The sequence below is a fragment of the Micrococcus sp. CS26 genome (assembly GCF_055522295.1).
Genome location: NZ_JBVFVY010000005.1, coordinates 1 through 26,964, shown reverse-complemented (window position 1 = coordinate 26,964; position 26,964 = coordinate 1). Strand labels below are relative to the sequence as shown.

At 72.4% G+C, this 26,964-nt stretch carries 23 protein-coding genes, 4 tRNA genes and 1 pseudogene; 17 read left to right on the top strand and 11 right to left on the bottom strand.

The window, feature by feature from the left end; translation table 11 throughout:
• Window positions 1–16 precede the first annotated feature (16 nt).
• Window positions 17–1,462 carry a glyceraldehyde-3-phosphate dehydrogenase gene (locus ACZ1IK_RS03675; RefSeq protein ID WP_465098338.1) on the top strand — a complete coding sequence of 482 codons (1,446 nt, stop codon included), beginning with the start codon at window positions 17–19 and terminating at the stop codon, window positions 1,460–1,462.
• 82 nt (window positions 1,463–1,544) lie between these two features.
• Here the strand turns inward: ACZ1IK_RS03675 and def are convergent, their stop codons facing one another.
• Window positions 1,545–2,177, bottom strand: a complete 633-nt coding sequence (gene def / locus ACZ1IK_RS03670) for a peptide deformylase (RefSeq protein WP_036340198.1) — start codon at window positions 2,175–2,177, stop codon at window positions 1,545–1,547.
• Between the two features lie 94 nt (window positions 2,178–2,271).
• Window positions 2,272–2,577, bottom strand: a complete 306-nt coding sequence (locus tag ACZ1IK_RS03665) for an antibiotic biosynthesis monooxygenase family protein (RefSeq protein ID WP_010078879.1) — start codon at window positions 2,575–2,577, stop codon at window positions 2,272–2,274.
• A 1,116-nt stretch (window positions 2,578–3,693) separates the two neighbouring features.
• Here ACZ1IK_RS03665 and ACZ1IK_RS03660 point away from each other — a divergent pair.
• The 3 genes from ACZ1IK_RS03660 to ACZ1IK_RS03650 all read left to right on the top strand — a co-directional run bounded on the left by ACZ1IK_RS03660 (window position 3,694) and on the right by ACZ1IK_RS03650 (window position 5,169).
• Window positions 3,694–4,140 carry a hypothetical protein gene (locus ACZ1IK_RS03660; protein WP_222959161.1) on the top strand — a complete coding sequence of 149 codons (447 nt, stop codon included), beginning with the start codon at window positions 3,694–3,696 and terminating at the stop codon, window positions 4,138–4,140.
• 61 nt (window positions 4,141–4,201) lie between these two features.
• Window positions 4,202–4,408 (top strand): hypothetical protein, encoded by a 207-nt coding sequence (locus ACZ1IK_RS03655; RefSeq protein WP_465098337.1) that lies wholly within the window; start codon window positions 4,202–4,204, stop codon window positions 4,406–4,408.
• Between the two features lie 83 nt (window positions 4,409–4,491).
• The gene (locus ACZ1IK_RS03650) at window positions 4,492–5,169 is read left to right on the top strand and encodes a DUF3263 domain-containing protein (protein ID WP_465098336.1); all 678 of its coding nucleotides are present in this window, start codon (window positions 4,492–4,494) and stop codon (window positions 5,167–5,169) included.
• A gap of 197 nt (window positions 5,170–5,366) precedes the next feature.
• Here ACZ1IK_RS03650 and ACZ1IK_RS03645 read toward each other — a convergent pair.
• Together ACZ1IK_RS03645 and orn are read right to left on the bottom strand one after the other, a co-directional pair.
• A tRNA-His gene (locus tag ACZ1IK_RS03645) sits at window positions 5,367–5,442 on the bottom strand.
• 102 nt (window positions 5,443–5,544) lie between these two features.
• Window positions 5,545–6,171 (bottom strand): oligoribonuclease, encoded by a 627-nt coding sequence (orn, locus tag ACZ1IK_RS03640; RefSeq protein ID WP_465098335.1) that lies wholly within the window; start codon window positions 6,169–6,171, stop codon window positions 5,545–5,547.
• A 90-nt stretch (window positions 6,172–6,261) separates the two neighbouring features.
• Here orn and mptB (ACZ1IK_RS03635) point away from each other — a divergent pair, with 90 nt between their 5' ends.
• The 3 genes from mptB (ACZ1IK_RS03635) to ACZ1IK_RS03625 are packed head-to-tail and all read left to right on the top strand — an operon-like array spanning window position 6,262 to window position 11,023.
• Complete coding sequence (mptB, locus tag ACZ1IK_RS03635) at window positions 6,262–7,917, top strand: polyprenol phosphomannose-dependent alpha 1,6 mannosyltransferase MptB (protein ID WP_465098334.1); 1,656 nt, start codon at window positions 6,262–6,264, stop codon at window positions 7,915–7,917.
• Entirely contained in the window at window positions 7,914–9,641 is a 1,728-nt protein-coding gene (gene mptB / locus ACZ1IK_RS03630) for a polyprenol phosphomannose-dependent alpha 1,6 mannosyltransferase MptB (RefSeq protein ID WP_465098333.1), read from the top strand. The genes mptB (ACZ1IK_RS03635) and mptB (ACZ1IK_RS03630) overlap by 4 nt, the downstream gene beginning before the upstream one ends.
• The gene (locus tag ACZ1IK_RS03625) at window positions 9,638–11,023 is read left to right on the top strand and encodes a glycosyltransferase family 87 protein (RefSeq protein ID WP_144879159.1); all 1,386 of its coding nucleotides are present in this window, start codon (window positions 9,638–9,640) and stop codon (window positions 11,021–11,023) included. Before mptB (ACZ1IK_RS03630) ends, ACZ1IK_RS03625 begins: the two co-directional genes overlap by 4 nt.
• Before the next feature lie 36 nt (window positions 11,024–11,059).
• On the opposite strand, the gene ACZ1IK_RS03620 is transcribed toward ACZ1IK_RS03625, so the two are convergent.
• Both ACZ1IK_RS03620 and ACZ1IK_RS03615 read right to left on the bottom strand, forming a co-directional pair.
• Window positions 11,060–12,505 (bottom strand): DUF2079 domain-containing protein, encoded by a 1,446-nt coding sequence (locus tag ACZ1IK_RS03620; RefSeq protein WP_465098332.1) that lies wholly within the window; start codon window positions 12,503–12,505, stop codon window positions 11,060–11,062.
• Between the two features lie 115 nt (window positions 12,506–12,620).
• Window positions 12,621–12,694, bottom strand: a tRNA-Arg gene (locus ACZ1IK_RS03615).
• A gap of 198 nt (window positions 12,695–12,892) precedes the next feature.
• Here ACZ1IK_RS03615 and ACZ1IK_RS03610 point away from each other — a divergent pair.
• Together ACZ1IK_RS03610 and ettA are read left to right on the top strand one after the other, a co-directional pair.
• The gene (locus ACZ1IK_RS03610) at window positions 12,893–13,441 is read left to right on the top strand and encodes a single-stranded DNA-binding protein (protein WP_036316845.1); all 549 of its coding nucleotides are present in this window, start codon (window positions 12,893–12,895) and stop codon (window positions 13,439–13,441) included.
• 91 nt (window positions 13,442–13,532) lie between these two features.
• Window positions 13,533–15,215, top strand: a complete 1,683-nt coding sequence (gene ettA, locus ACZ1IK_RS03605) for an energy-dependent translational throttle protein EttA (protein ID WP_465098331.1) — start codon at window positions 13,533–13,535, stop codon at window positions 15,213–15,215.
• Window positions 15,216–15,404: 189 nt separating this feature from the next.
• On the opposite strand, the gene ACZ1IK_RS03600 is transcribed toward ettA, so the two are convergent.
• Window positions 15,405–16,424 (bottom strand): acyl-CoA thioesterase, encoded by a 1,020-nt coding sequence (locus ACZ1IK_RS03600; protein WP_465098353.1) that lies wholly within the window; start codon window positions 16,422–16,424, stop codon window positions 15,405–15,407.
• Window positions 16,425–16,503: 79 nt separating this feature from the next.
• Here ACZ1IK_RS03600 and ACZ1IK_RS03595 point away from each other — a divergent pair, with 79 nt between their 5' ends.
• Window positions 16,504–17,214: a DUF8185 domain-containing protein gene (locus ACZ1IK_RS03595; protein WP_465098330.1), complete on the top strand. Its 711-nt coding sequence runs from the start codon at window positions 16,504–16,506 to the stop codon at window positions 17,212–17,214.
• Between the two features lie 38 nt (window positions 17,215–17,252).
• On the opposite strand, the gene ACZ1IK_RS03590 is transcribed toward ACZ1IK_RS03595, so the two are convergent.
• The 3 genes and pseudogenes from ACZ1IK_RS03590 to pepN form a co-directional block, all read right to left on the bottom strand.
• Window positions 17,253–17,726, bottom strand: coding sequence for a globin (locus ACZ1IK_RS03590; protein WP_218832459.1), 474 nt, complete (start codon window positions 17,724–17,726; stop codon window positions 17,253–17,255).
• Window positions 17,727–17,894: 168 nt separating this feature from the next.
• Window positions 17,895–18,326 (bottom strand): annotated as a pseudogene (locus ACZ1IK_RS03585) (OsmC family protein); the annotation flags it as partial.
• Window positions 18,327–18,417: 91 nt separating this feature from the next.
• Window positions 18,418–21,039, bottom strand: coding sequence for an aminopeptidase N (gene pepN, locus ACZ1IK_RS03580; RefSeq protein ID WP_406017887.1), 2,622 nt, complete (start codon window positions 21,037–21,039; stop codon window positions 18,418–18,420).
• Window positions 21,040–21,233: 194 nt separating this feature from the next.
• Here pepN and ACZ1IK_RS03575 point away from each other — a divergent pair, with 194 nt between their 5' ends.
• Window positions 21,234–21,707, top strand: a complete 474-nt coding sequence (locus tag ACZ1IK_RS03575; protein ID WP_465098329.1) for a ribose-5-phosphate isomerase — start codon at window positions 21,234–21,236, stop codon at window positions 21,705–21,707.
• Window positions 21,708–22,619, top strand: a complete 912-nt coding sequence (locus ACZ1IK_RS03570; RefSeq protein ID WP_256836573.1) for an Fpg/Nei family DNA glycosylase — start codon at window positions 21,708–21,710, stop codon at window positions 22,617–22,619.
• Window positions 22,620–22,741: 122 nt separating this feature from the next.
• Here ACZ1IK_RS03570 and ACZ1IK_RS03565 read toward each other — a convergent pair.
• Window positions 22,742–22,812, bottom strand: a tRNA-Gly gene (locus ACZ1IK_RS03565).
• Window positions 22,813–22,888: 76 nt separating this feature from the next.
• On the opposite strand from ACZ1IK_RS03565, the gene ACZ1IK_RS03560 reads away from it, so the two are divergent.
• The 5 genes from ACZ1IK_RS03560 to ACZ1IK_RS03540 all read left to right on the top strand — a co-directional run bounded on the left by ACZ1IK_RS03560 (window position 22,889) and on the right by ACZ1IK_RS03540 (window position 26,938).
• Entirely contained in the window at window positions 22,889–23,782 is an 894-nt protein-coding gene (locus ACZ1IK_RS03560; RefSeq protein ID WP_095346840.1) for an SDR family oxidoreductase, read from the top strand.
• An 83-nt stretch (window positions 23,783–23,865) separates the two neighbouring features.
• Window positions 23,866–23,939: transfer RNA gene (locus tag ACZ1IK_RS03555), tRNA-Pro, on the top strand.
• A gap of 42 nt (window positions 23,940–23,981) precedes the next feature.
• On the top strand, window positions 23,982–25,349 hold the full coding sequence (gene tig, locus ACZ1IK_RS03550) for a trigger factor (RefSeq protein ID WP_129866861.1): 1,368 nt from the start codon (window positions 23,982–23,984) through the stop codon (window positions 25,347–25,349).
• A gap of 267 nt (window positions 25,350–25,616) precedes the next feature.
• On the top strand, window positions 25,617–26,231 hold the full coding sequence (locus ACZ1IK_RS03545; protein ID WP_152743804.1) for a ClpP family protease: 615 nt from the start codon (window positions 25,617–25,619) through the stop codon (window positions 26,229–26,231).
• Window positions 26,232–26,272: 41 nt separating this feature from the next.
• Window positions 26,273–26,938 carry an ATP-dependent Clp protease proteolytic subunit gene (locus tag ACZ1IK_RS03540; RefSeq protein ID WP_002855988.1) on the top strand — a complete coding sequence of 222 codons (666 nt, stop codon included), beginning with the start codon at window positions 26,273–26,275 and terminating at the stop codon, window positions 26,936–26,938.
• The last annotated feature ends 26 nt before the right edge of the window (window positions 26,939–26,964 follow it).

Here is a 26,964-nt window from a genome sequence, read left to right as displayed (position 1 = left end):
TCAAGGAAGGACTCCCGTGGCAGACACCGCCTCGACCCAGACCCCCGAGTGGAACACGCAGCAGAAGCTCGCGGAAAAGATGGTCCCCCTGCTGGGCACCCTGTACCGCGAGCACAACGTGGTCACCTCGATCTACGGGCGCTCCCTCGTGAACCGCGGCGTGATCGACATCATCAAGGCCCACCGCTACGCCCGCCGCGTGCAGGAGGCCCCGCTGAGCGTCGAGTCCACCTACCCCCTGGTCGAGGCCATGGCTGCGATGGACCTGGGCGCCGCCACCGTCGACCTGGCCGAGCTGGCCGCCCAGCAGAAGGCCTCGGGCCAGGACGTCCAGGCCTTCCTGGACGCCGAGCTCGCCGAGGTCAAGGGCAAGGCCGGTGAGGGCCTGGGCGAGACCCAGGACGTCGTGCTCTACGGCTTCGGTCGCATCGGCCGCCTGCTGGCCCGCATCCTCCTCGACCATGCCGGCGGTGGCTCCAAGCTGCGCCTGCGTGCCGTCGTCGTGCGCAAGAACTCGGAGGACGACCTGATCAAGCGCGCCTCCCTGCTGCGCCGCGACTCGATCCACGGCCCGTTCGACGGGACGATCGTGGTGGACGAGGACCGCGACGTGATCACCGCCAACGGCACCGAGATCCAGGTCATCTACTCGAACGATCCGACCACGGTGGACTACGCCTCCTACGGCATCAAGGACGCGCTGGTCATCGACAACACCGGACGCTGGCGCGACGACGAGGGCCTGTCCCAGCACCTGCAGGCCCAGGGCGCCGCGAAGGTCCTCCTGACCGCCCCGGGCAAGGGCGAGATGAAGAACATCGTGTTCGGCGTGAACTCGGACGACATCACGCCCGAGGACACGATCGTCTCGGCGGCCTCCTGCACCACCAACGGCATCACCCCGGTGCTCAAGGTCATCCAGGACGACTACGGCATCGACCACGGCCACGTGGAGACCGTACACGCCTACACCAACGACCAGAACCTCGTGGACAACTTCCACAAGGGCGCCCGTCGTGGCCGTGCCGCCGGCATGAACATGGTGCTCACCGAGACCGGCGCCGCCAAGGCCGTGGCCAAGGCCCTGCCCGAGCTCAAGGGCAAGCTCTCCGGCAACGCCATCCGCGTCCCCACCCCGGACGTGTCCATGGCCATCCTGAACCTGGAGCTGACCAAGCCCACCTCGGTGGAGGAGCTCAACGCCCGCCTGAAGCAGGAGTCCCTCACCGGCCCCCTGCGCGGCCAGGTCGGCTACGTGGACTCCCCGGAGGTCGTGTCCACCGACTTCGTCGGCTCGGACCGCGCCGGCGTCGTGGACGGCCTGGCGACCCTCGTGAACAACGACGGCAAGAACGCCATCCTCTACGTCTGGTACGACAACGAGTACGGCTACTCGCACCAGGTGATCCGCGTGGTGGAGAAGATGGCGGGCCAGCAGATTCCCGCCTTCCCGCAGGCCTGACCCGCCGATGACCGACGGCCCGTCCCCGCAGAGGGGACGGGCCGTCGTCGTGTGCCGACCGGGCCGGACGTCGGGCCGAGGCTCAGGCCTCGTCGTCCCCGTGCTCGCCGTCCGGGCCGTGCTCGTGGTCGTCGGCGTCGTGGCCGAAGGGGTCCTCGTCCGTGCCGGGCAGCCACGTCACACCGGGCACGTTCAGACGCTCGGCCCGCTGCGCGCGCTTCCAGCGCCGCTGCCACTTGCCCTCGAGCCGGTTCACGTAGAGGGTGCCGTTGAGGTGGTCGTACTCGTGCTGCATGATGCGCGCGAACCAGCCCTCGGCCTCGAACTCGAACATCTCGCCGTCCACGCGCTGGCCGGACAGGCGCACGCGGGTCGGGCGCTGCAGGGGGAAGCCGAGCCCGGGCACCGAGAGGCAGCCCTCGGTGTGCTCGTCCGGGTGAGGCTCCTCCCGCGGCGCCTTGTCCAGGTGGGTCAGCACGGGGTTGATCACGTGGCCCACGTTCGGCGCGTCGCCGGAGTCCGGGAACGTCCACGTGAAGATCCGCAGCCCGACCCCGACCTGCGGGGCGGCCAGGCCCACGCCGTGCGCGGCGTCCTGCGTGACGTACATGTCCTCGATCAGCTCGCGGATCTCGTCGTCGATCACCTCCACCTCGGCCGCGCGCCTGTGCAGCACGGGCTCGCCGTAGACGGTGATGGGACGGATGGAGGCCATGGCACTGCGCTTCCCGGCCCGGGCTGCGGGCCTGCGTGGGTAGGGGGACGGGGGAGTCCCCACCCTACCGCCGGCGACACCACGACGACGGCGGTCAGCCCAGGTCCACGACCTCGAACTCGAGCAGGTCGGCGCCCGTGGCGACCGGCGCCGGGCGGCCGCCCTGCTCGGCGGCGTGAGCGGCGGGCATGCGCCCGTCCCGCCAGCGCTGGAAGTCCTCCTCCGACGCCCACGTCGTGACCACGAAGTAGCGGTCCTCGCCCGCGGTGGGCCGGAGCAGCTGGAAGCCCTCGAAGCCCGGCTCCTGGTCCACCGCGTGCTTGCGGGCGGCGAACCGCTTCTCGAGTTCCGGGCCGGCGCCCTCGGGGACGCTGATGGCGTTGATCTTCACGACGGACATGGGCAGGCCTCCTCGTCGGTGTGGGTGCGGCGTCGGGTCGACGCCCTCACCGGCCGACTCTACGCCCGGCGGCGGACCGGGGATCCGTCGAACGGTTGACGCCCGGCGGCGTCAGCCCTGTGAAGCTGAGCCGTGGAACCGGCCGCGGGGGACCCCGGGCGGCCCTGCTCGAGGCAGCCTCCTCGCGGCGGGCGCCTCGAGCGGGGGCATGCTGATTGGGGCCCGGGCCGTCCAGGCCGCGGGCGCGTTCCTCTCGGGCGCCGTGGCCCGTCACCTGGCGGCTCGGTTCAGCGCCCCGGGCACCATGCTGATCGGGCGGGGCCTGGAAGTGGCCGGGGTCGTGGTGCTCGCCCTGCTCCTGGGCCCGGACACCTCAGGTTGGCTCGGCCCTGGGCACCGCGTTCGCCGGGGCCACCCTGTCCATCGCCCTCGCCGCCGCGCTCCCCGCGGCCCTGGACGACGCCGGCCTCACCGGTCCGGCGGCCGACTCGCTCGCCTCAGCCACGCGGGGCTCGGCCGGCACCACGATCCCGCAGCTGCGGGCGCAGGGCGAGCGCGGCCCGCTCGAGGAGCACACGGGGGCCGCCGTCGACGCGCTCACGGCCGGCTTCGCCGACGCGGCGCGCTGGGCACTGCTCATCGCGGCCGTGTTCCTCGTGCTCGGATTCATCGGCGCGCTGCGGCTGCGGCGGGCGTCCGGGAACCCCTGAGCACACGAAGAAGCCCCCGGAATCCGCATGATTCCGGGGGCTTCGAGTGGGATGAGGGACGAGGATTGAACCCGGCTGGACACGCCCCGGCCTGGCTGAATCATGCGGGACGGTGGGCCACGCGCCCCGGTTTGAACAGGTCGTGTTCGGTGGACGGGGGCTACCAGGGTTGCATTCGGGAGAGGTGACGGGGGTTCCCGCGCGTGGAGCCGGAATCGAAGCCGCCCCACCACCAGGGGAGGTGGCGGGAGCGGGAGCCGCAGCGGTCACGGGATTGGCCGCGGCAGGCGGCGGCCGCACGAAGGGGATGGCGGGCGGCGCCGAGGCCCAGCGTAGCCCGGGCGGGACGGCACGGTTACGGGTAAATCCGCGACACGGAAGGCCAGCTTCTCCCTATGCTGAAGCAGTGCACCTCGCCCTGCTGACTGCGTCCGCAATTTCCTCGCTCCCCATCTGGGCGCAGTGGATTTCCGCCCTCGCGCCCGTGGGAACCGCCACCGCCGTCATCGTTGCCTTCCTCGCCTACCTCCAGAAGAAGCGCTCTGACGACCGTGCGGACTGGTGGGCCCGCGCCGTGAAGGCCATGGAACTGATGACGGCCGAAGAGACCACCTCCGTGAACGCCGGCATGGCCCTGGCCAGCCACATCATCGACAGCGAGACGGCCTCCGACAAAGACCGGGCCATGTTCACGGAGGTCGTCGACAGGATCGTCGACGACATCATCCAGGACAGCGTGCAGGTGGAGAGACGGGTGGCCAAGGAGAAACGGCTGCACCGCCAATCGCGCAGCGGTGGCTTCCTCAACAACGTGCGCACCGGATGTCCCTGGCTCCGCGGTCACACCCAGTAGCCTCTAGTCGTTACATCCACACCGGCTCTACACTCGTCTTCAACTCCCGGAGGTGATCACCATGACTGCCCAGCTCTCGTCGAACGCGCCCCGCCCTCGCGACTCGAGCGCCTACGTGACCGTTCATAGCCGCGGCGGGCAGAAGGTCTTCGTCCGCGACGCCGCCAAGCGAGAGACCCTCCGGCGCGCTGACGCGCTCCTGGTGAAGCTGGCCTCCTCCAAGACTGGCGAGACCACCGAGACACGGCGCGGTTGCCGCTCGGCCTGACCCAGACGCACGAAAGCGCCCCCGCACTCCCTTGAAGGGAGTGCGGGGGCGCTTCGTCGTGGGGCCGGTCAGTCGGTGACGCGATGGCGAGGGCTGCGGCCGAGTTCGCGCACGAACGAGCCTTCGGCCACCTGGTCGTTCGGGAGCCGGCGCCGACGTCGGAGCCCTCGCGGATCTCGACGACGTCGCCCACCGGCACGGTCGTGTTCTGGGCCGCCCAGCGAAGGCCAGCCTGGACCATGCCGACGACGGAGAGGCCGACAGCGATGGAGAACGCCGCCCAGTCGGGTAGGTCAGCGAGGATGGCCGCGCCGGCCACCTGTCCGTTCGTGACCACATGGTGCTGCAGCTGTGGGGCCGCGCGTGACCGGGCCGCTGAGCACCTGGTCAGGTTGCGGGGGACGGCGCTGGCGATGTGCGTGGCCACGCTCTCCGAGGACCCCGTGGCGACCGCCGCCTACCCTGTGGTCACGCGGCGTGCGCGGGGGGGCGCGGCAGACCCGCGAGCGCGCGGTGCGAGCGGCCTCGGGGCGGTAGCCGGCCAGGGTCCCCTCGCTGCAGCGGACGGCGCGGGCCTCGACGTAGCGGTCGAGGCACTGGGCGAGCGTGGGCACATCCTCGGCGCCGTCGGCGTGGGCCTCGAGCAGGCGGCGGGCGACGCCCGGGCCCTGGGCGGGGTCCTCGATGATCGCCTTGATGCGGCGCGCCCCGTCTCGGAGAGCATGGCCGGCATCTGCCGGAAGCGTCCGCCCTCGTGGTAGCCCACCCGGAAGGTGGTCATGCGCTTCTTCGACGCGCGCGTGCTGATGGTTGCCATGACTCGTTCTCCGCGGTCCCGTCGCTCACGCGGAGGCCGCTCCGGCCCCGCGGGGTGCCGAACACAACCATGGACGCAACCACGGACACGATGAGGGAACGAGAGAGCCCCCGGAATCCGCATGGTTCCGGGGGCTTCGGGTGGGGTGAGCGACGGGGATTGAACCCGCGACCTTCTGGACCACAACCAGACGCTCTGCCGACTGAGCTACGCCCACCATGCATGCTTCACACGGACGGATCCGCGCGACGCAGCGGGGTCCACAGTACACGAGATCCCGCGCAGCGCCGAATCGGGGCGGCGGGGCCGGGGTGCCGGCTCAGGCCTGCGCCCCGGACACCACCTGTGAAATGGCGCGGGCCTCCTCCGTGGTGGGCCCGGGGGCGGGGGCCATGACGGCGGCCCGGTAGTAGCGCAGCTCGGTGATGGAGTCCTTGATGTCCCCGAGGGCGCGGTGGCCGCCGGTCTTGGCGGGGGCCTGGTAGTAGGCGCGCGGGTACCAGCGCCGGGCCAGCTCCTTCACGGTGGACACGTCCACGATCCGGTAGTGCAGGTGGTCGACGACGGCGGGCATGTAGCGGGCGAGGAACAGCTTGTCCTGGCCCACCGTGTTGCCGGCCAGCAGGCCCTTGCCGGCGGGCACACGGGCGGCGATGTACTCGAGGACGCGCGCGGCGGCGTCGTCGAGCTCGAGGCCCTCCGCCAGCTCCGGCAGCAGGCCGGAGGTGGTGTGCATGTCCCGGACGAACGGGTCCATCTGCTCGAGGGCCGCCTCGGAGGGACGGATCACCAGGTCGATGCCCTCGTCCAGGATGTTCAGCTCGGCGTCCGTGATGAGCACCGCCACCTCGACGAGCTCGTCGACCTGGGGGTGCAGGCCGGTCATCTCGCAGTCGATCCAGACCAGGGGGGCGCTCTCCGGCGTGGGGGTGCTCGTCTCACTCATGCCCCCAGGCTACTCGCGTGTCACGATGGTAGATTCGAGCGAGCCGCGCCCTCGCGCGCCCTCGCAGGACCGCACGGAAGGACCCGTCGCATGAGCGTGTCGACCCCGCGTCCGTCCGGGTCCACGGCCCACCGGCCGGAGTACGTCGGCGTCGGCGGCCTCCGCGCGGACCCCCAGGTCGCCGGTGCGGACTGGTGGCCCATCCTGGTGGGGACCCTCGGCTCCCTCCTCCTGGTGGTGGGCTCGTACTCCGTCGGCTGGCTGGCCTCGGCCTCCCCGATCAACCGCTGGCAGTGGCTGATCCCGTGGCGCACCCAGGAGACCGGCGTGCTCGCCGGCACGGCGCTCCTCACCCTCGGCTGCTGGGTGATGTTCTGGGCCTGGCTGCGCCTGGGCCAGACGATCCGCCCCTTCGGCCGCGGCGCCCTGCGCACGGTCAACCTCGCCACCGTCCTGTGGTGCCTGCCCCAGGTCGTGGCCCTGCCGATCTTCAGCCGGGACATCTTCGCCTACGTGGGACAGGGCCGTCTCATGGAGGCGGGGCAGGACCCCTACGTGGACACGATCTCCTCGCTGTCCAACTGGTTCCAGCTCGGAGCGGACGCGACCTGGGCGGACTCCGAGACCCCGTACGGTCCGATCTTCCTGTGGATCGAGCAGGCCGTCGTCGCGATCTCGGGGGACATGAACCCGGACCTGGCGATCTTCCTGTTCCGCCTGGTGGCGGTGGCCGGCGTCGCGCTGATCATGGTCTTCGTGCCGCTGCTGGCCCGCCGGCTGGGCGTCAACGGAGCGTGGGCGCAGTGGATCAGCGCCGCCAACCCGCTCTTCACCATCAGCTTCGTCGCGTCCGGGCACAACGACGCCCTCATGGTCGGCCTCGCCCTGGCCGGCACGTGGTGCGCGCTGCGCGCCGGGCATCCGCTCCGCCCCCAGCGGCCCGGGCAGTCCGTCGCGTGGGGGGTGGCCGGCGTCGTGCTGGTCACCCTGTCCCTGGGCATCAAGCCCATCACCCTCGTGCTGCTCCCGTTCATCGGCCTGCTGTGGGCCGGCCCGACGGCCCGATGGCCGCGCCGGTTCGCCTTCTGGGCCCTCACCGCCGGGATCTCCTTCGGCCTCATGGCCCTGGTGGGCGTGCTCAACGGCTTCGGCTTCGGCTGGGTGGCCGTCATGGTCGGCACGGGCACGGGCACCGTGCCGTGGGGGCCGATCGGCATGCTGTCCCTCATCACGGTGGGGGCGAGCGAGCTCCTCGGACAGGGGGCGGACGTGCAGGCCGTCGAGGGCGTGTACAAGACCGCCGGACGCGCGCTCTCGGTGCTCATCGTGCTGGCCCTGATGTTCCTCGGCCGCCAGAACCGCGTGATGACGCGCATGACCTGGGCGTTCACCGCGCTGGTGATCCTCTCGCCCATCATCCAGCCCTGGTACCTGTTGTGGCTGCTGCCGTTCTTCGCCGTGATCGGCATCCGGGACAACTGGCAGATCAAGTGGGTCGTGTTCACGGTCGGCTACTTCCTGGCGTTCGGCGCGTCGGACCAGCTCTTCACCTGGCAGTTCTTGGACATCGCGGACCAGGTCAAGGCCGTGTCCCTGATCGTCTCCGCCGTGTGTCTGCTGTGGATCCTCGTCGTGGACCGCCGCACCAGCCGGTTCGTGAAGGACCACTGGCACGTGCGCCCCGCCGTGCGCGCCGGCCTGGCCCGGCTCCGTGGCGCCCCTCGACCCGTGGAGCCGGGGGAGTGAGGCCCGCCGCCCCCGCGACGACCGGCGCCCGACGGCCCCGTCCGACCCGTGCGGCGGCGCAGCCGGAGCCGGAGGCGGCCGTCCGCCGGGGCACGTGGGCGTCCGTGCTCATCACGGTGGGCTCCTGGGGCGTGGGGTGGCTGCCGATGACGCCCGACTCGGTGTTCTCCGGGACCACCCTGCTCAACCCGCTGCGCGTCTACCTGCCCGGCGTGCTGCTCAGCACCGTGCTGCTGGCCGCCGGCTCGCTGCTCCTCGTCCGGTCATGGCTCGAGCTGGGGCGCGCGCTGCGGGGCCGCTGGGAGGAGCAGGGCCGGCTGGTGGCCCGGGCTGCCTGGACGTGGTCCGCCCCGCTGATGCTCGCGCTGCCGATCTTCTCCCGCGATGTGTTCTCCTACCTCCAGCAGGGCCGGCTCCTCGCGTCGGGTCTCGACCCGTACTCCCAGGGCGTGTCCGCCCTGCCCGGCTGGTTCATGCAGGGGGCGGACTCCATCTGGGCCGAGTCCCCTTCCCCCTACGGGCCGCTGTTCCTGCTGTTCGCCGAGACGACGTGGCGGGCCACGGGCGGCACCATCGAACTGTCCGTCACGGCGTTCCGCCTCCTCGCCCTGGCGGGCCTGGCACTGTGCCTGTGGGCGGTGCCGCGGCTGGCCGCCGTCGCGGGCCGATGCGGGCCGTGGGCCACGTGGGTGGCCGTGGCGAACCCGTTGTTCCTGCTCTACATGATCGCCGGCGCGCACAACGACGCGCTGATGTCGGGGCTGATGCTCGCGGGCATCCTGCTCATGGTCCGCCCGCCCCGCCGCCGCGTGCATGCGCTGTGGGGGATCGTGCTGATCGCCCTGTCCGTCGCGATCAAGCCTTTGACGGCCCTGGTGCTGCCCTTCGTGGCCCTGCTCCTGCCCACCGGCTGGGCCCGGTTCCGCGCGGCCGATCCGTGCCTGCGCCGGCGGGACCGGCTGGGCCCATGGTTCACGACGGCGGTGATCGCCCTGGCCGTCCTCACGATCCTCGGCGCCGGCTCCGGCCTCTGGTTCGGCTGGGTGCCGGCCATGCTCACGAGCGGGGACGCGGCGTTCCCGTATGCCCCCGTGGGCCTGCTCGGCCTGCTGCTCGGCGCGGTCGTCGAGGCCGTGACGCCCCTGGGGGCGCGCGACGTGGCCGCGGCCTTCTACACCGTGATGACGGTGGCGGCCCTCGGCTTCACGGCGTGGCTGGCCCTGCGCCGCCGCCCCCTGGACCCGGTGTTCAGCGCGGCGGCCGTGCTCGTGGTGGCCGTCGCCACCGCCCCGATCATCCAGCCGTGGTACCTGCTCTGGGTCCTGCCGCTGCTGGCGTGCGCCCTCCGCCCGCTGCCGTGGGGCGCCGACCATCCCCGCTGGCTCGGGTGGGTCACCGCGCTCGCGGTGCTGCTGCTCACCGGCGTCGGCGTGGTGGACCAGCTCTCCGTGGCGCAGTGGCTGCCGGTCCTGGCCGTCCGCGTGTTCACCCTCGTCCTGATGCTCGCGGGGATCGGATGGATCATCCACCGCGATCCCGTCACCGCGCCCCTGTTCCCCGGGCGGCGGCGTCCTCCCCTGGAGGTGGTCGAGCCGCGGGCCGCGGCGGCGTCGCCGACGCCTCCGGAGGCGGGCGTGCCGCCGGACGCACCGCCCGACGGGCCGCCGTCGACCGCCGCGCACCCCGCCCCCTCGTCCACCCGCATCCCCCAGGAGAGACCGTGACCTCCCACCCCCGCAGTCCCGCCCCGACCCGCCCGAGCGCCCGCTGGGTCGGCCTGCTCGTCGGCCTGACCGTGGTGGCCGCCGCCGTCGGCGTGCTGACCAAGCAGTGGTGCCGCGTGAACGGCTGGGCGGCCCCCGGCGTCCACGCGCACATGTGCTATTCGGACTTCGCCCAGCTGTTCCCCACGCGGGGCCTCTCGGACGGCCACTTCCCCTTCTACACGCCGCTGCCGCCCGAGCAGTGGATGGAGTACCCGGCGTTGCTGGCCGTGGTCGCGGGTGTGACCATGTGGCTCGTGCCCGCCTCCGGCGACCTGCACGAGCGCACCGTGACCTACTTCGACGTGAACGCGATCGGCGTGGTGCTGTGCTGGATCGTGCTGGTCGTCGCGACCGCGTACACCGCGCGCGGTCGCTCCCGGGACGCCCTGCTCGTGGCCCTGGCCCCGGGGATCATCCTGACCTCGATGCTCAACTGGGACCTGTGGGCCGTGATGCTGGCCGCCCTGTCCCTGTGGGCGTGGACGGCGGGCCGTCCGACCCTCGCCGGCCTGCTCATCGGGCTCGGCACCGCCACGAAGCTGTACCCGCTGTTCTTCTTCGGCGCGATCTTCGTGCTGGCGCTGCGCACGGGCCGCTGGGCCGGGTTCGTGAAGGCGGCCGTGGCCGGGGCGGCGGCCTGGCTCGCGGTGAACCTCCCGTTCATGCTGACGGCGTTCGACCAGTGGTCGCGCTTCTACACGTTCTCGGGGGACCGCGCGGTCTCCTTCTCCTCGACCTGGCTGGCGCTGGCCTGGACAGGATGGTCCGGGGAGACGTTCACGACTCTTCAGAACGGCCTGTTCCTGGTGTGCTGCGTGGGGATCGCCTACCTCGCCCTCGCGGCGCGGCACCGTCCGCGCATGGCCCAGCTGTGCTTCCTGATCGTGGCGTCCTTCATCCTGTGGGGGAAGGTGTACTCGCCGCAGTTCGTGATGTGGCTGATCCCGCTCGTGGTCCTCGCGACGCCGCGGTGGCGCGCGTTCTGGATCTGGCAGGCCGTGGAGGTCTACCACTGGGGCGGGGTGTGGATGGAGTCGGCGCGCATCACCTCGGACGGGGCGTTCGCCGGCGGCGCCTGGTGGATCACCGCCTGGTATGCCTCGGGGATCGTGGCGCACATCGTCGCCCTCGTGTGGCTCATGACCACGGTGGTCAAGGACATCCTGGACCCCGTCCGCGACCCGGTGCGCCGCACCGCCCTCGACCAGGGGGCCCCCGAGATCGCCCCGGGGGTGGCGGAGGACCCGCACGCCGGCGTCTTCACCGGTGCGCGTGACCGACTGCTCCTGCCCCCGGCCGGACGCGGCCTGCAGCCGCTCGGCGAGTCCGCGGGCCGCTGACGGCGGAGCGGGTCCGCCGGCGCCGTGGGGCGCCGCTCAGCGGTGCTCGAGGTACGTCGTGCAGGTGGGCGAGACCGCGCGGTCCGGCTGGTGCAGGACGACGACGTCGCGCGCGGACCAGACCCGCTCGAAGCCCAGCCGCTCGGCGCGGGCCAGCGCCTGCTCCGGGGTGAGGGGGTCCCAGCCGCCGAGCTCGGGCACCGAGGTGTCCACGATCATCCACGTGGCCAGCTCGTCGCCGATGTCCCCGTGCAGTCCCACATAGGTGCGGGCCGTCAGGTGCGGCACGGCGTTGTCGGCGGCCTCGACGCACACCCCGTCCGGGATCAGCCCGACCGCGTGGTCGAGGTCGCGGGCGTGCTGCGTCGTCGTCATGTCGCCGACGATCGTGCGGTGCAGCGGGTACACCTGCGGGAAGAACGCGGTGCCGATCAGACCGGCGGCCAGTGCCGCTGAGACGAGGACGGCGGGCAGCCGGCGCAGCGTGTCCCGGCGTCCGGCCAGCCGGTGGGCCGCCTCGAGCGCGGCCATGAGCAGCAGCGGGGCGAGGATCGCGTCGTACTGGTAGACGGGGGCCCACACGTTGAGCCGGTCGTTGAACAGCCGCGAGAGCAGGATCGGCAGGGCCATCAGCGTGAGCGGGCTCAGGACCGGCAGGAACAGCAGCGGGACGAAGTGCAGGAGCCAGAGGGCCACCTTCAGCGGGTGGTCGAACAGCACCGCGACGGCGTTCCACGGCTGGGTGAGCAGGAACAGGACCGAACTGCGCATGTCCGGGCCCAGGGCGGTGAACTGCCAGTAGCCGAACGCCCCGGTGGGGGAGTAGTGGGGGATCACCACGGACGTGGCGAACCAGTAGCCGAGCACACCCAGCACGGCGGTGACCGCGGCCTGCGGCCAGAAGCGCCGGATCGCCATCACCAGGGCCACGGCCAGCAGGGTCACGCCCATGTCCTCTCGGACCGTGAGCAGCAGCGCCGCCAGGCCGGTGGCGAGCCACGCCCGCTGCCCGTCCAGGGCCCACACGAGCCAGGCGAGGATCGGCACGCCGAGGGTGACCTCGTGGAAGTCCCAGTTCACCATCGCCTGGAAGGGCCAGGAGAGCAGCAGGGCGGCGACGGCGGCCAGGGCCACCCCGTGTCCCGTGCGACGACGGGCGAACAGGTACACCGGCACGGCGGACGCGGCGAGGGCCAGCGCCATGACCACGCCGAGCATGCGGGGGTCCGGCCACACCCAGTAGAAGGGGGCCAGCAGCGCGAGGATCGGGTGGAAGTGATCGCCGAGGATGTGGAAGTCCACGCCCTTGACGGAGCTGAGGGGGGCGTTGAACAGCGCGTACTGCCGCACCACCTGGTCGAAGATGCCCAGGTCGTAGCCCTTGGCCTCGTAGGTGGCGTACCGCAGGAAGGAGTGCGTCACGTACAGGGCCGCGGCCGCGACGAGCAGGGCGGCCAGCTGGACGCCCTCGCGACGGGTCACACGGACCTCGGGGACGGCGGGTCGCGGGGCGCGGAGCCAGGAGCGCAGACGGTCCAGGACGGTCTCCTTCGGGCGGTCGTCGGGCGTGCTCGGACGGCTCCGCCCCTGGTCTGGGTGCCCCAGGAGGGATTCGAACCCCCGACCGGCGGATTAGAAGGCCGCTGCTCTGTCCAGCTGAGCTACTGGGGCTGGGCCGTGTCAGTCTAACGGCCGCCGGCCGCGGCGCCGTCGGCTCCTGCACAGTCGCCCGGGGACCTCCGCGCGTCCCCAGACCGGCCCCGATCCTGCCGGGGTGCCCCGCGGTGGGGTTGTCTGGCCATGGCGGATCAGCCGATGCGCCGACGACCCGCCCCGGCGCCCACCGGGGCCCAGCCCAGGAGGCACACCATGCAGGACCTCATCACCGTGCGCGGCTTCGTGGCCACGGACCCCGCCACCCGCCACACCGCATCGGGGGCCGCCGTGACCGGCTTCCGCCTGGCCACCACCGAGCGGCGCTTCGACCGCGAGACCGCCGAGTGGGTGGACGCCCACACCAACTGGTACAGCATCTCGGCGTTCGGCCAGCTCGGCTCGAACACCGCCCAGTCCGTGAAGAAGGGCAACCCCGTGATCGTCACCGGTCGACTCCGGGTCCGCGACTGGTCCTCGGGCGATCGCTCCGGCACGTCCGTGGACGTGGTGGCGGACGCCGTCGGGCTGGACCTGGGCTTCGGCTCGGCGGCGTTCCAGCGCAGCCAGCGCGCGGCCGTGCCGCGCCCCGAGTCGGCCCCGCGCGACGACGCGTCGGGCGGACGGGCCGGCGCGGTCGGCGACGGGTTCAGCGCGGGCCTGCCGGACGGGTTCCAGGGTGGCGACGCCCCGGCCTCGCCCGGCCCGGACGAGTCGGACGCGGGCGCCCCCGAGCGCGAGCCGGCGGCGGCCGGCGTCGCCTGACCACGGGGCGGCACGGAGGGGGAGCGGGCTCGGTGGTCGCGGGATCGGCACGATGAGTGGAATCCCGCGGCCACCGACTAGCCTGGGCCGCATGGCGGAATTCATCTACACGATGGTCAAGGCCCGCAAGAAGGTGGGCGACAAACTGATCCTGGACGACGTCACCATGTCGTTCTACCCCGGGGCGAAGATCGGCATGGTCGGCCCCAACGGCGCCGGCAAGTCGACGATCCTGAAGATCATGGCCGGGCTGGACGAGCCCTCGAACGGCGAGGCGCGGCTCTCTCCCGGCTACTCGGTGGGCATCCTGATGCAGGAGCCCAAGCTGGACGAGTCCAAGACCGTGCTCGAGAACGTCCAGGAGGGCGTCGGCGAGATCTACGGCAAGATCCAGCGCTACAACCAGATCTCCGAGGAGATGGCGAACCCGGACGCGGACTTCGACGCCCTCATGGAGGAGATGGGCGAACTGCAGTCCGCCATCGACGCCGCGGACGCGTGGGACATCGACTCCCAGCTCGAGCAGGCGATGGACGCCCTGCGCACGCCTCCGGCCGACGAGCCGGTCACGAACCTCTCCGGCGGCGAGAAGCGGCGCGTCGCACTGTGCAAGCTGCTGCTGGAGAAGCCCGACCTGCTCCTGCTCGACGAGCCCACCAACCACCTGGACGCCGAGTCCGTGCTGTGGCTCGAGCAGCACCTGGCCTCCTACCCGGGCGCCGTCATCGCCGTCACCCACGACCGGTACTTCCTCGACCACGTCGCGGAGTGGATCGCGGAGGTCGACCGCGGCCGCCTCTACCCGTACGAGGGCAACTATTCCACCTACCTGGAGACCAAGCGCGCCCGCCTCGAGGTGCAGGGCAAGAAGGACGCCAAGCTCGCCAAGCGCCTGGCCGAGGAGCTCGACTGGGTCCGCTCCAACACGAAGGGCCGTCAGGCGAAGTCCAAGGCCCGCCTGGCCCGCTACGAGGAGATGGCGGCCGAGGCCGAGAAGACCCGCAAGCTGGACTTCGAAGAGATCCAGATCCCGCCGGGCCCGCGCCTGGGCACCGTCGTGATCGAGGCCAAGGACCTGAAGAAGGGCTTCGGGGACCGCGTCCTCATCGACGGCCTGTCCTTCTCCCTGCCCCGCAACGGCATCGTCGGCGTGATCGGCCCGAACGGCGTCGGCAAGACCACCCTGTTCAAGACCATCGTCAGCCTCGAGCCCCTGGACGGCGGCGAGCTGAAGATCGGCGAGACCGTGAAGATCTCGTACGTGGATCAGTCCCGCTCCAACATCGACCCCGAGAAGTCGCTGTGGGAGGTCGTCTCGGACGGCCTGGACTACATCAAGGTCGGCAACGTCGAGATGCCCTCGCGCGCCTACGTGTCCGCGTTCGGATTCAAGGGCCCGGACCAGCAGAAGAAGGCCGGCGTGCTCTCCGGCGGTGAGCGCAACCGCCTGAACCTGGCCCTGACCCTCAAGGAGGGCGGCAACCTGCTGCTCCTCGACGAGCCCACCAACGACCTCGACGTGGAGACCCTGACCTCCCTCGAGAACGCGCTGCTCGAGTTCCCGGGCTGCGCGGTGGTCGTCTCCCACGACCGCTGGTTCCTGGACCGCGTGGCCACCCACATGCTGGCCTACGAGGGCACCGCGGAGGACCCGGCCAACTGGTACTGGTACGAGGGCAACTTCGAGTCCTACGAGGCCAACAAGGTCGATCGGCTCGGCCCCGAGGCCGCCCGCCCGCACCGCGTGACGCACCGCAAGCTCACGCGCGACTGAACCGACGCGCCCCCGGGCGCCGCGCCGACGACGGCCCGCCGCGATCACGTGATCGCGACGGGCCGTCGTCGTCGTGCCGGGACGAGTGCACATCGGCCGCCATGAACGGCCCGCGCGCGGCGCGGACGTCGAGCCGCCTCACCCGTGGCAGGGCCCGATCGGCAGCCTCACCCCCGTGGAACCGCCGGGTCAGCGCCGCCAGCTGCGGCGCAGCACCGTCCGCATGGCCATGCGCTGGGCCGCGCCACGAACCCGCGCCCGCCGGGCGGCGGCCCCCTCGGGCAGGCGGACCATGCCCTCCTGGGCGACCGTGGCCACGAGCGTCCCGTCCTCGGTGAACACGGCGCCCGTGCCGAGGCCGCGCGCGCCCTGGGCGCTGGGGGAGTCTTGGACGTAGAGCAGCCACTGGTCGACGCGGGCGGGCCGGTGGAACCACATCGCGTGGTCGAGGGAGGCCGCGGACATGCCGGGCTGGATCCAGGCCACGCCGTGCTGCCGCAGGATCGGCTCGAGGAGCGTGTAGTCCGAGGCGTAGGTGAGCGCCGCCAGGTGCAGCGCGGGGTCGTCCGCCAGGGGCGTGAAGGTCTTCATCCACACCATGTTGCGGTTCTCGGTCTCCGCGGCCGGGTCCACATAGATGGCCGGGGTGACGTGGCGGATGTCGAACGGTCGGGACCAGGCCCACTCCTGGGCCACGGGGTGGTTGATGCCGCCCAGCACGTCCGCCGTCGTGGGCAGGTCCTCGGGCCGGGGCACTCCCTCCGGCATGGCCACCTGGTGGTCCAGCGCGCTGCCGGCGGGCTCCTGGAAGGAGCAGGTCAGGGCGAGGATGGCCTTCTCGTTCTGTGAGGCCAGCACCCGGCGGACGGAGAAGGAGCGGCCGTCCCGCAGCGTCTCGACGGTGAACGTGATGGGCTGCAGCGCGTCCCCGGGGCGGATGAAGTAGCCGTGGAGCGAGTGGGCGGAACGGGCGGCCGGCACCGTGCGGGAGGCGGCCGCCAGCGCCTGGGCGAGCACCTGGCCGCCGAACACCCGGCCGTGCGTCTGCCGGGGGGTCGTGCCCGTGAAGCGGACCTGACCCGTCACCGGGTCCGGCGCGGCCGGCGTCAGCTCCAGGATCCCGCGCAGCGTTTCGGTGGGGTCCTTCGGGGCCGAGGCCGGGCGGACCGGGGCGTGACCGGGGCGGGGACGGGGATGGCGCTGCGGCACGAACGGCTCTCCTTCGACATGGATGGACCCCACGACGGCGGGGCGGCCCGGGACGCGACGGACCTGGGACAATGCTTGCATGACCGAGCACCCCGCCGCCGCCCCCGTCCTCCGCTTCGTCGACGACCGCGCTGTGCGGGACCTCGAGCAGCTGGCCAGCCGCGCCCGGCGCGTCGCCGACACGGGCATGCGTTTGCACGTCGTGCCTGAGGCGGGGCGCTCCCGCACCCCGATGCTCGCCCAGTGGGTCTCCGTGCTGCAGCCGGCCGGGCTCGGAGACGGGGTGCCCGTCGTCCTGGGGCTGCGCACCGTGCCCCTGGCGACCGCCGACGGCGTGGCGGAGCTGGACGCCGTCGTCGCCCTGGGCTCCGTCACCGAGCGCACCGCCCGGATGCGCGGCCAGGACCCCGTCGACCTGGCGTTCGCCGTGCCGCCGGGCCGCGAGCACGTCACCTGGACCGCGCTGACCCCGCCCCGCGGCGGCTGGACGCCCGTGGCCGAGGTCGCCGACGAGGAGCTGGCCGAGGTGGCCACGCGCGGCGCCGACGCCGTGCGGGACGCCCTGCCCGAGAACCCGGGGGAGGCGCTGGTCCGCAAGATCCGGGCGCAGATGTGGGGACCCCTGCTCGGGGGCGAGGCGCTGCAGTTCCCGGCCGGCATGGCCTTCGGCGCGCACGCGCTGGGCTTCCTGCGGCCCGGCGGCCGCGCCCGGCTCAGCACGGCGGGGCCGTGGACGCGCCTGGACACCCCCGGCGGCTTCGTGCTGGGCCGCCCCGCCATGGCGGTGTGAGCCCGCGCCCCCCTGTCGGGGCGCGGACCGCGGGCCGGTCAGGCCGAGTTCTGCAGGGAGTGGGCGGCCCGCTCCAGGTAGTCCCAGAGTTCGGCCTCGTGCAGCGGTGACAGCTCCAGCGTGTCGACGGCGGCGCGCATGTGCCGCAGCCACGCGTCGCGCGCGGCCGGGTCGATCCGGTACGGGGCGTGACGCATGCGCAGGCGAGGGTGGCCGCGCTCCTCGGAGTACGTCCGCGGTCCGCCCCAGTACTGCTCCAGGAACATCAGCAGCCGGCGCTGGGCCCCCTCGAAGTCGTCCTGGGGGTACATCGGGGCGAGGATCTCGTCCTCGCGCACGCGGGCGTAGAACTCGGCGGTCAGCCGGTCGAAGGTCGGGCGGCCGCCGACGGCGTCGTAGAAGCTGGTGGCCTGACCGGGCGTGGCCGGGGTTCCCGGGGTCGCGCCGGCGGGGCCCGCCGCGGCGTCGCGGGCGCGCACCTGGTCCACCGGGGCGGGGGTGCCCTCCTGCATCACCGGCTCGACCTCGGTGGGACGCTCCGCCTGGCCCGTCACACGGGACGGGCCCTTGGCGACACGTGGCCGCAGCACCGCCAGGGGGGCGCCCAGGCGCGCGGAGTGGTCCGGCAGCGTCGGCGTGCCGGTGGGCAGGGCCTCGGGGCGGACCGGCTCGACGGCGACCGGGGCCGAGAGCGAGTTCGCGATGAAGCACAGCCGGTGCGCCTCGGCGTGGAGGGCCTCGGCCCGCTCCCGGTCGGCCTCGTCCTGCAGCGTGACCTCGGGCCGCAGCGTGATCGCGGTGAACCGCCCGGCGCCGTCGCCGTCCACCTCGAGCTCGCCCTCGACCCCGCACGTCATCCCCGTGACCACGACCCCGGAGGTCGCCGCGACATGGAGGTACGAGAGCACGTGGCACTCGGCGAGCGCGCCGAGCAGGAGGGTCTCCGGGTTCCACTTCGAGTCGTCGCCGCGGAAGGGGCGGGCGGCCGAGGCCTGGATCTCGCCGACGGCGGCGTCCTGGATCACCACGGAGCGGTCGTAGTCGCGGACGCCGGAGGTGCCCGAGCCGCGGTCGCCCGTCCACTCGGTGCGCAGGGAGAAGGTGTGCTTCATGGGTTCCAGCCTAGCCAGCCCGCGCCTCGACGGCGGCGGGGGCGGTGCTGGAGGGCATCTTCCGTGGAATGCCCACCAGCCCCCGCCCGGTTCAGGCCCCGGCGTGGACCTGATGCACGTGCGCCGTCGCGTGCTCGCGCGCGGCCAGGGCGCGGATCGTCTCGTCCCGGCCCTCGGCGAGGACGCGGGACAGCCCCGCGCGGGTGTCGGCCAGCCGCTCGGACAGGGCGGTGGCGCGGTCGGCGATCTCCGGGGTGACCTGGGCGGTCGGGTAGCCCAGCGTCGCGGCGGTCTCGGCCATCTCGTGAGAACGGGAGTCCCACATCGCCTCGACGCCCTCGAAGTAGGCGTCCGCGAAGGGCGCGATCAGCGCGGCGTCATGGACCCGGGCGAACCCGATCAGGGCCTGGCGCTGCTCCGTGTTGGACAGTTCGCCGGCCATCACCCGGTCCCAGACCGCGCGCTTCGCCTCGGCCGTCGGCACGGCGGCCCGGGCCTGGATCGCGGCGAGCGCGCCCGTGGCGGTCGCGTCGGCGCGCTCGGCCTCGGCGATCTCGGCCTCCCCGGCGCGGCCGGCCGCCACCAGCGCGGTGAGCAGCTCCCAGCGCAGGTCCGTGGTGAGGTCCAGCCCGGGCACGGTGCGGGTGCCGTCGACGAGGGCGGACAGGCGGTCCAGCTGCGCCGTGGTGCGCGCGTGCAGGGCGAACGCCTTGACGAACTGCAGCTGGTTGTCCGAGCCGTCCTCGGCCTCCGCGACGAGGCCCCACAGACGGTCGGCCGCCGCGACCCGCACGGCCTCGGCCTGGTCCTCGGGCAGGTACAGGCCGATCGCCGTCGCGAGCTGGCGCAGCAGCGTCTGCACCACGGAGGAGTCCCGCTCGTGGCCGACGTTGGCGAGGACGAGGTCGACGAACCAGGCGGCGGAGGCCTCGCCGTCGCGCACGGTGTCCCAGGCCGCCCCCCACAGCAGCGTGCGCGCCAGGGAGCCGTCCACATCCTTCAGACGGGTGGACGCGGCCTCCCACGAGGCGTCGTCGAGGCGCAGCTTGGCGTAGGCCAGGTCGTCGTCGTTGGGCAGGATCACGGCGGGACGACGGCGGGCGGCGGCCTCGACGACCTCGGTCACCTCCCCGGCCACGTCGAGCTCGAAGCGCTCGGTGCGGATCAGGCGGCCGGTGGCCTCGTCCACGTCGTAGAAGCCCACGGCCAGACGGTGGGGGCGGAGCACGTCGTCGCCGGGCGCCGACGGTGAGCCGTCCGGGGCGCTCTGGCGCAGACGCAGCGCGGTGATGGTGCCGGCCTCATCCGTCTCCACCTCGGTGCGCAGCGTGTTCACGCCCGAGGTCTCGAGCCACACGCGGGTCCATTCGGACAGGTCGCGGCCGGACGCGGCCTCGAGCTCGGTCATGAGGTCCGGCAGCTCCGTGTTCTGCCACGCGTGCTTGGCGATGTACGCGCGGACGCCGACCATGAAGTTCTCCTGGCCCACCCAGGCCACGAGCTGGCGGAGCACCGAGGCGCCCTTGGCGTAGGTGATGCCGTCGAAGTTGACGAGCACGTCGTCGAGGTCGCGGATCCGGGCCTTGATGGGGTGCGTGGAGGAGAGCTGGTCCTGGCGGTAGGCCCAGTTCTTCTCCATGGAGGAGAAGGTGGTCCAGGCGCCGGTGTACTGCGTGTTCTCAGCGGCGGCGAGCGTGGACATGAACTCGGCGAACGACTCGTTGAGCCACAGGTCGTTCCACCAGCGCATGGTGACCAGGTCGCCGAACCACATGTGGGCGAGCTCGTGGAGGATCGTGATGGCGCGGCGCTCGATCAGCGCCTCCGGCACGGTCCCGCGGAAGACGTACGACTCGAGGAAGGTCACACAACCGGCGTTCTCCATCGCGCCGGCGTTGAACTCGGGCACGAACAGCTGGTCGTACTTCTCGAACGGGTAGGCGTGGCCGTACTGGGCCTCGAAGAACTCGAATCCCTGGCGGGTGAGCTCGAAGACGTTCTCCGCATCCAGGTGCTCCACCAGCGACGCGCGGCAGTAGACGCCGAGGGGGATCGTGCGGCCGTCGGCGCTGGTCAGCTCCGAGTGCACGGAGGCGTACGGGCCGGCGACGAGCGCGGTGATGTAGGAGGGGATGCGCGGGGTGGGCTTGAACTCCCAGACCGCGGCGTCCACCCCCTGCGGGTTCTCCTCGTTCGCCACGACGCCGAGGGTGCGGCGGGAGGCCTCCGGCTGGTTGGACACCACGGCCCAGTGCGCCGGCGCGGTCACCGTGAAGCGGAACGCGGCCTTGAGGTCGGGCTGCTCGAACACCGCGAACATGCGGCGGGAGTCCGGCACCTCGAACTGGGTGTAGAGGTAGACCTCCTGGTCCACGGGGTCCACGAACCGGTGCAGGCCCTCGCCGGTGTTGCTGTAGTCCCCGAGCCCGTCGACCACGAGGGTGTTCTGCGCCGCCAGCGGGCCGATCCGCAGTCGGGCGCCGTCGAAGTCCGCCACGTCCAGGGCCTCGCCGTTGAGGGTCACCGTGGGAGCCTGCTCCGCCACGAAGTCGATCCACGTGTGGGTGCCCACCGCGTCCTGCGTGGCCGCGAACGTCACGGTGGTGGCCGTGCGGAAGTGCTCCGCTCCGCGGGTGAGGTCCAGGCTCACCTCGTACGCGTCCACGGTGAGGGCGGCCGCGCGCGCGGCGGCCTCTTCGCGGGTGATGTTCATGGCGGCGGCGGTGGTCACGGTCGGACTCCTCCTGGGGTCGGGCGGATGCGGCACGGCCGGGACCTGTGATGGGGGCCACGGCACGGTGCTCCCCAGTGTGCCACCTGGCCCGGACGTCGTCGTCGGCCTCTGGATGCCCCGCCCCTCACTAGACTGGCGGGGACCCCGAGCCACCGCCCCTAAGGAGTCTGCGCATGCGCGTCCACATCGCCACCGACCACGCCGGCATGGAGCTGTCCGCCCACCTGGTGGAGCACCTCACCGCCGCTGGCTACGAGATGGTGGACCACGGACCCACCGAGTACGACGCGCAGGACGACTACCCGGGCTTCTGCATCAACGCCGCCCGCGCCGTCGTCGCCGACCGCGAGCAGGGACTGGACTCGCTCGGCATCGTGCTGGGCGGCTCCGGCAACGGCGAGCAGATCGCCGCCAACAAGGTGGCCGGCGTCCGAGCCGCCCTGGCCTGGAACCTGGACACGGCGCGGCTGGCCCGCGCGCACAACGACGCGAACGTCGTGGCCGTCGGCGGTCGGCAGCACTCGCTCGAGGAGGCCACCGAGCTCATCGAGGCCTTCCTGACCGAACCGTTCTCCCAGGACGAGCGCCACGTGCGCCGCATCGCGAAGATCGCGCACTACGAGACCACCGGAGAGGTGCTGATGTGAGTGCCTGAGGGCCACTCCGTCCACCGTCTCGCGCGCCAGTTCACCGACGTCTTCGGCGGACGCCGGATCCGCGCCACGAGTCCGCAGGGCCGCTTCGCCGAGGGGGCCGCCCTGCTCGACGGCCAGGTCCTGAAGCGCGCCCGGGCCCACGGCAAGCACTTCTTCGCCGACGTCTCCGGCGGCCACGTGCTCCACGTGCACCTGGGCATGTACGGGGCGTGGACCTTCGGCGGGGATCAGGACTTCGCGGCCGCGTCCTCGATCGGCGCACCCCGCCGGATCGGCGAGCGGGAGGTCCACGACGACGGCGCCCCGGCCGCCGAGCCCGACCGCGACGCCGACGGCTGGGTCCAGCCCCCGCCGCCGGCCTCCACGGTCCGGCTGCGACTGCGCGCCGAGCACGGCTGGGCCGACCTGATCGGCGCGAGCCGGTGCCGCGCACTCACCCGGGCCGAGGCTGCCGATGTCGTCGCCGGTCTCGGCCCGGATCCGCTCAACGACGACGATCCCGCGCCGTTCTACGACCTCGCACGGCGGACACGACGGCCGATCGGTGTCGTGCTGATGGACCAGGGGGCCGTCAGCGGGATCGGCAACATCTTCCGGGCCGAGGCGCTGTTCCGCGCCGGCATCGACCCGTGGCGGCCGGCCCGGGAGGTCTCTGCACCGGACCTGGCATTCCTCTGGGCGGACAACGCCGCGCTGATGCGGGAGGGCGTGCGGCTCGGGCGGATCGTCACCACCCGGCCGGAGCACCGGCCCGGGGTGCCCGCCGAGGCCGCGTGGCCCGAGCACGCGAACTACGTGTACCAGCGGCAGGGCCTGGCGTGCCTCGTGTGCGGGCGCGAGACGATCGTGGTGGAGGAGATGGCGGCCCGGAAGCTCTACCGCTGCCTCACCTGTCAGAGCTGAGAGGCCTGTAGTAGGCCCGACCGGGCACAGCGGTCAATGAACCGGCGCGGACGACGACGCACCCGGGAACGTCATGAGCCGGGCCATCGTGTGCACACGACGGCCCGGCTCATGAGGTCCGGAGGGGATGACGGGAATCGAACCCGCGTAGCCAGTTTGGAAGACTGGGGCTCTACCATTGAGCTACATCCCCGCGGGGCCGCGCTCGGCGCGGACCAGCGGCTGACACTGTATCACGGCGGGCCCGCGTCGGCCGTGGGGGAAGAGGCATGATGCACGGCTTTCGTCCCGCCCTCCGCAGGGCCGCGTCCGCCCTCGCCGGCCGTCGTCCCCTGTCCCTGCGCGGCACCACCGTCCTCGTGACGGGCGGCGCGTCCGGCATCGGTCGACTGATCGCCCTGGGGGCCGCCCGCCGCGGTGCGGACCGCGTCGTCGTCTGGGACCTCGACCTGCAGGGGGCTGAGGCCGTCGCCGCCGAGATCCGGTCTCAGGGCGCGGACGCCCGGGCCGAGCGCGTGGACGTGACGGATGCGGCCGCCGTCGAGGCCGCCGCCGCCCGCGCCGGAGAGGTGGACGTCGCCGTGAACAACGCGGGCGTCGTGACGGGAGCGCGCCTCGAGGACGCCACGGAGGAGGGCATCCGCCGCACCTTCGAGGTGAACGCGCTCGCGCCGTACTGGCTGACCCGGGCGGTCCTGCCCGGAATGCGGGCCCGGGACCGCGGGGCCGTGGTCACGGTGGCCTCGGCCGCGGGATTGGTCGGCGTCGCACGCCAGACGGACTATTCCGCCACCAAGCACGCCGCGGTCGGGTTCGCCGAGTCCCTCGCCGCGGAGCTGCGCAAGGACGGCAGCCGCGTCACCTCCTTGGCCGTCTGCCCCTTCTACATCGACACCGGGATGTTCGCGGGCGTGCGCAGCCGGGTGCCCTGGCTGCTGCCCGTGCTGGATCCGCACCACGTGGCGCAGGAGGTGCTGGACGCCGTCGAGGCCGGCCGCACCCGCCTGCTGCTGCCGCACGCCGTCGGCCTGATCGCGCCCCTGCGCGCCCTGCCGGCGCCCGTCTTCGACCGCGCGATGGACGTCCTCGGGGTCAACGCCACGATGGACGGCTTCACGGGCCGGCGGTCGCGGCTTTTCGCGGGTCGCGAGACGGCGCGCTAGGATTCCACAGTCTGCCCTCGGGCAGTCCCTCGGGTGCCCGGCGAGCCTCCACCGCGTGAGCCCGCCGGCGTCGGGGACGACGGCGGGGTGTAGCTCAGCTTGGTAGAGCGCGCGCTTTGGGAGCGTGAGGCCGCAGGTTCAAATCCTGTCACCCCGACTCGACGTCAAGACCATCCACCACCACCAACAGGAGTCATCCGTGGTCAAGTCCACCGCAGAGAACCTCAGCCCGACCCGCGTCAAGCTGACCGTCGAGGTGCCGTTCGAGGAGGTGAAGCCCGCCCTGGACAAGGCGTTCAAGGACATCGCCAACCAGGTCCAGATCCCGGGCTTCCGCAAGGGCAAGATCCCGGCGCGCCTGATCGAGCAGCGCTTCGGCCGCGAGATCGTCGTGGACCAGGCCGTCAACGAGGGCCTGAACACCTGGTTCTCCGCCGCCATCGCCGAGGCCGAGGTCACGCCGATCTCCCGCCCCGAGGTCGACGTGACCGCCACCCCGGACGCGGAGAACGCCGAGGGCCCGGTGGCCTTCACCGCCGAGTTCGACGTGCGCCCGACCATCGAGCTGCCCGACTACAAGGGCCTCAAGGTGACGGTGGAGCCCGCCCAGGCCACCGAGGAGGACGAGCAGAAGGCCCTCGACGCCCTGCGCTCGCGCTTCGGCTCCCTCAAGGATGTGGACCGCCCGGCCGCCCAGGACGACTTCGTCACGATGAACCTGACCGCCACGGTCGACGGCGAGCAGGTCGACCAGGCCGAGGGCCTGTCCTACCAGGTGGGCGCCGGCACCATGCTCGAGGGCATCGACGAGGCCCTCGACGGCCTGTCCGCCGGCGAGGACGCCACCTTCGAGACCACGCTCAACGGCGGCGAGCACGACGGCGAGACCGCCGTGGTCAAGCTGGAGCTGACGGCCGTCAAGGAGCGCGAGCTGCCCGAGGCCGACGACGAGTTCGCCCAGCTGGCCTCCGAGTTCGACACCATCGCCGAGCTCAAGGAGGACCTGAAGAAGCAGGCCGCCGAGGAGGCCGTGAACCGCCAGGGCGTCGAGGCCCGCGACAAGGTCCTCGAGGAGCTGGCCAAGCTCGTCGAGGTCCCGGTGCCGGACGGCGTCATCGCCGAGCAGGTCGAGCAGCACTTCTCCGCCGGCGGCCACACCGCGGGCGACGACCACGACACCGCCGAGCACCGTGCCGAGCTCGAGCAGAACACCCGCGAGGCGTTCGCCAACGAGGTCATCCTGGACGAGGTCGCCGAGGCCGAGGAGGTCACGGTCGACCAGGGTGAGCTGATCGAGTACATCATCGCCACCTCCTCCGAGTACGGCATGGACCCGAACCAGTTCGCCATGATGCTCGACCAGGGCGGGCAGATCCCGATGATCATGGGCGAGGTCCGCCGCCGCAAGGCCCTGGCCAAGGTCCTCGAGTACGCCGAGGTCACCGACACCGACGGCAAGGCCGTGGACCTGACGGCGTTCGTGACCCCGGGCGGCCAGGAGGCCCTCGACGCTGAGGCCGAGGGCGCCGAGGCCGAGGGCGCCGACGAGGCGGCCGAGCAGGCCTGATCCCGGCCGGTGGGGACGCACCCCCGCCGAGCCACGACGACGGCGCCCCCGCCCACGCCGGTGGGGGCGCCGTCGTCGTACCCGGGTCCCGGTGGGCGGCCCCGGGCGGGGGCCGCGACAACCTGCGCCAACAGCGAAACGCCGACGGCGTCCCGCGCGCTGGCCCGGACGCCCGGCTAGTGTCGGACTCGATCAGGGACCCGTCCGTCCGCGCGAGCGGCCGCCGTTCGGGAGGCCCGTGGACATCTCGACAGGAAGGCGGAAGTGATGACCGACATCACCCCCAGCATGCGTTCGGTGGACCCGGCGCAGCGCGAGGATTTCCTCTACACCCAGCTGCTGAAGTCGCGCATCGTCTGGCTGGGCGAGGACGTCCGTGACGACAACGCCAACGCGATCTGCTCCCAGCTGCTCCTGCTCTCGGCCGAGGACACGGAGAAGGACATCTACCTGTACATCAACTCCCCGGGCGGCTCCGTCACCGCGGGCATGGCGATCTACGACACCATGCAGTACATCCCCAACGACGTCGTGACGGTGGCCACCGGCCTCGCCGCGTCCATGGGCCAGTTCCTGCTCGCCTCCGGCACCAAGGGCAAGCGCTACGCGACCCCCCACGCCCGCGTGCTGATGCACCAGCCCTCCGGCGGCATCGGCGGCACCGAGTCGGACATCCGCATCCAGGCCCAGCTGATCCTGCACATGAAGCAGGTGATGGCGGAGCTGACCGCCGAGCAGACCGGCCAGTCCGTGGAGACCATCCTCGAGGACAACGCGCGTGACAAGTGGTTCACCGCGCAGGAGGCCCTCGAGTACGGCTTCATCGACCACATCGCCGACCGTGCCGCGTCCGTGACCGGCGGCGGCGGCGTCCGGGGCTGAGCCCGGCCCGGACCGTCCCGACCCTCTCCAGGAGACCAAGAATGACCCAGTTCCCCGCCGGGCTCCCCACCGGGATGCCCTCCCTGCCCACGCCGGACGCGCGCTACATCCTCCCGCAGTTCGAGGAGCGCACGCCCTACGGCTTCAAGCGCCAGGACCCCTACGCCAAGCTCTTCGAGGACCGCATCGTCTTCCTCGGCGCGCAGGTGGACGACGCGTCGGCCGACGACGTGATGGCCCAGCTGCTCGTGCTCGAGGCGATGGACTCCGAGCGTGACATCACCCTGTACATCAACTCGCCGGGCGGCTCGTTCACGGCCATGACGGCGATCTACGACACCATGCAGTTCATCCGCCCCGAGGTGCAGACCGTGTGCCTGGGCCAGGCCGCCTCCGCCGCGGCCGTGCTGCTGGCCGCGGGCGCCCCCGGCAAGCGCCTGGCGCTGCCCAACGCGCGCGTGCTGATCCACCAGCCGGCGATGCAGGGCGACCGCGGCACCGCCACCGACCTGGAGATCCACGCCCAGGAGATCAACCGGATGCGCGTGTGGATGGAGGAGACGCTGGCCTCCCTCACCAACCGCACGCCCGAGGAGGTCTCGCAGGACATCGACCGGGACAAGTTCCTCTCGGCCGAGCAGGCCCTCGAGTACGGCCTCGTGGACGAGGTCCTCGCCTCCCGCAAGATCACCCGCCCGTCCGCCTGACCGACGGCGCCCGTCGAGGGGCCCGG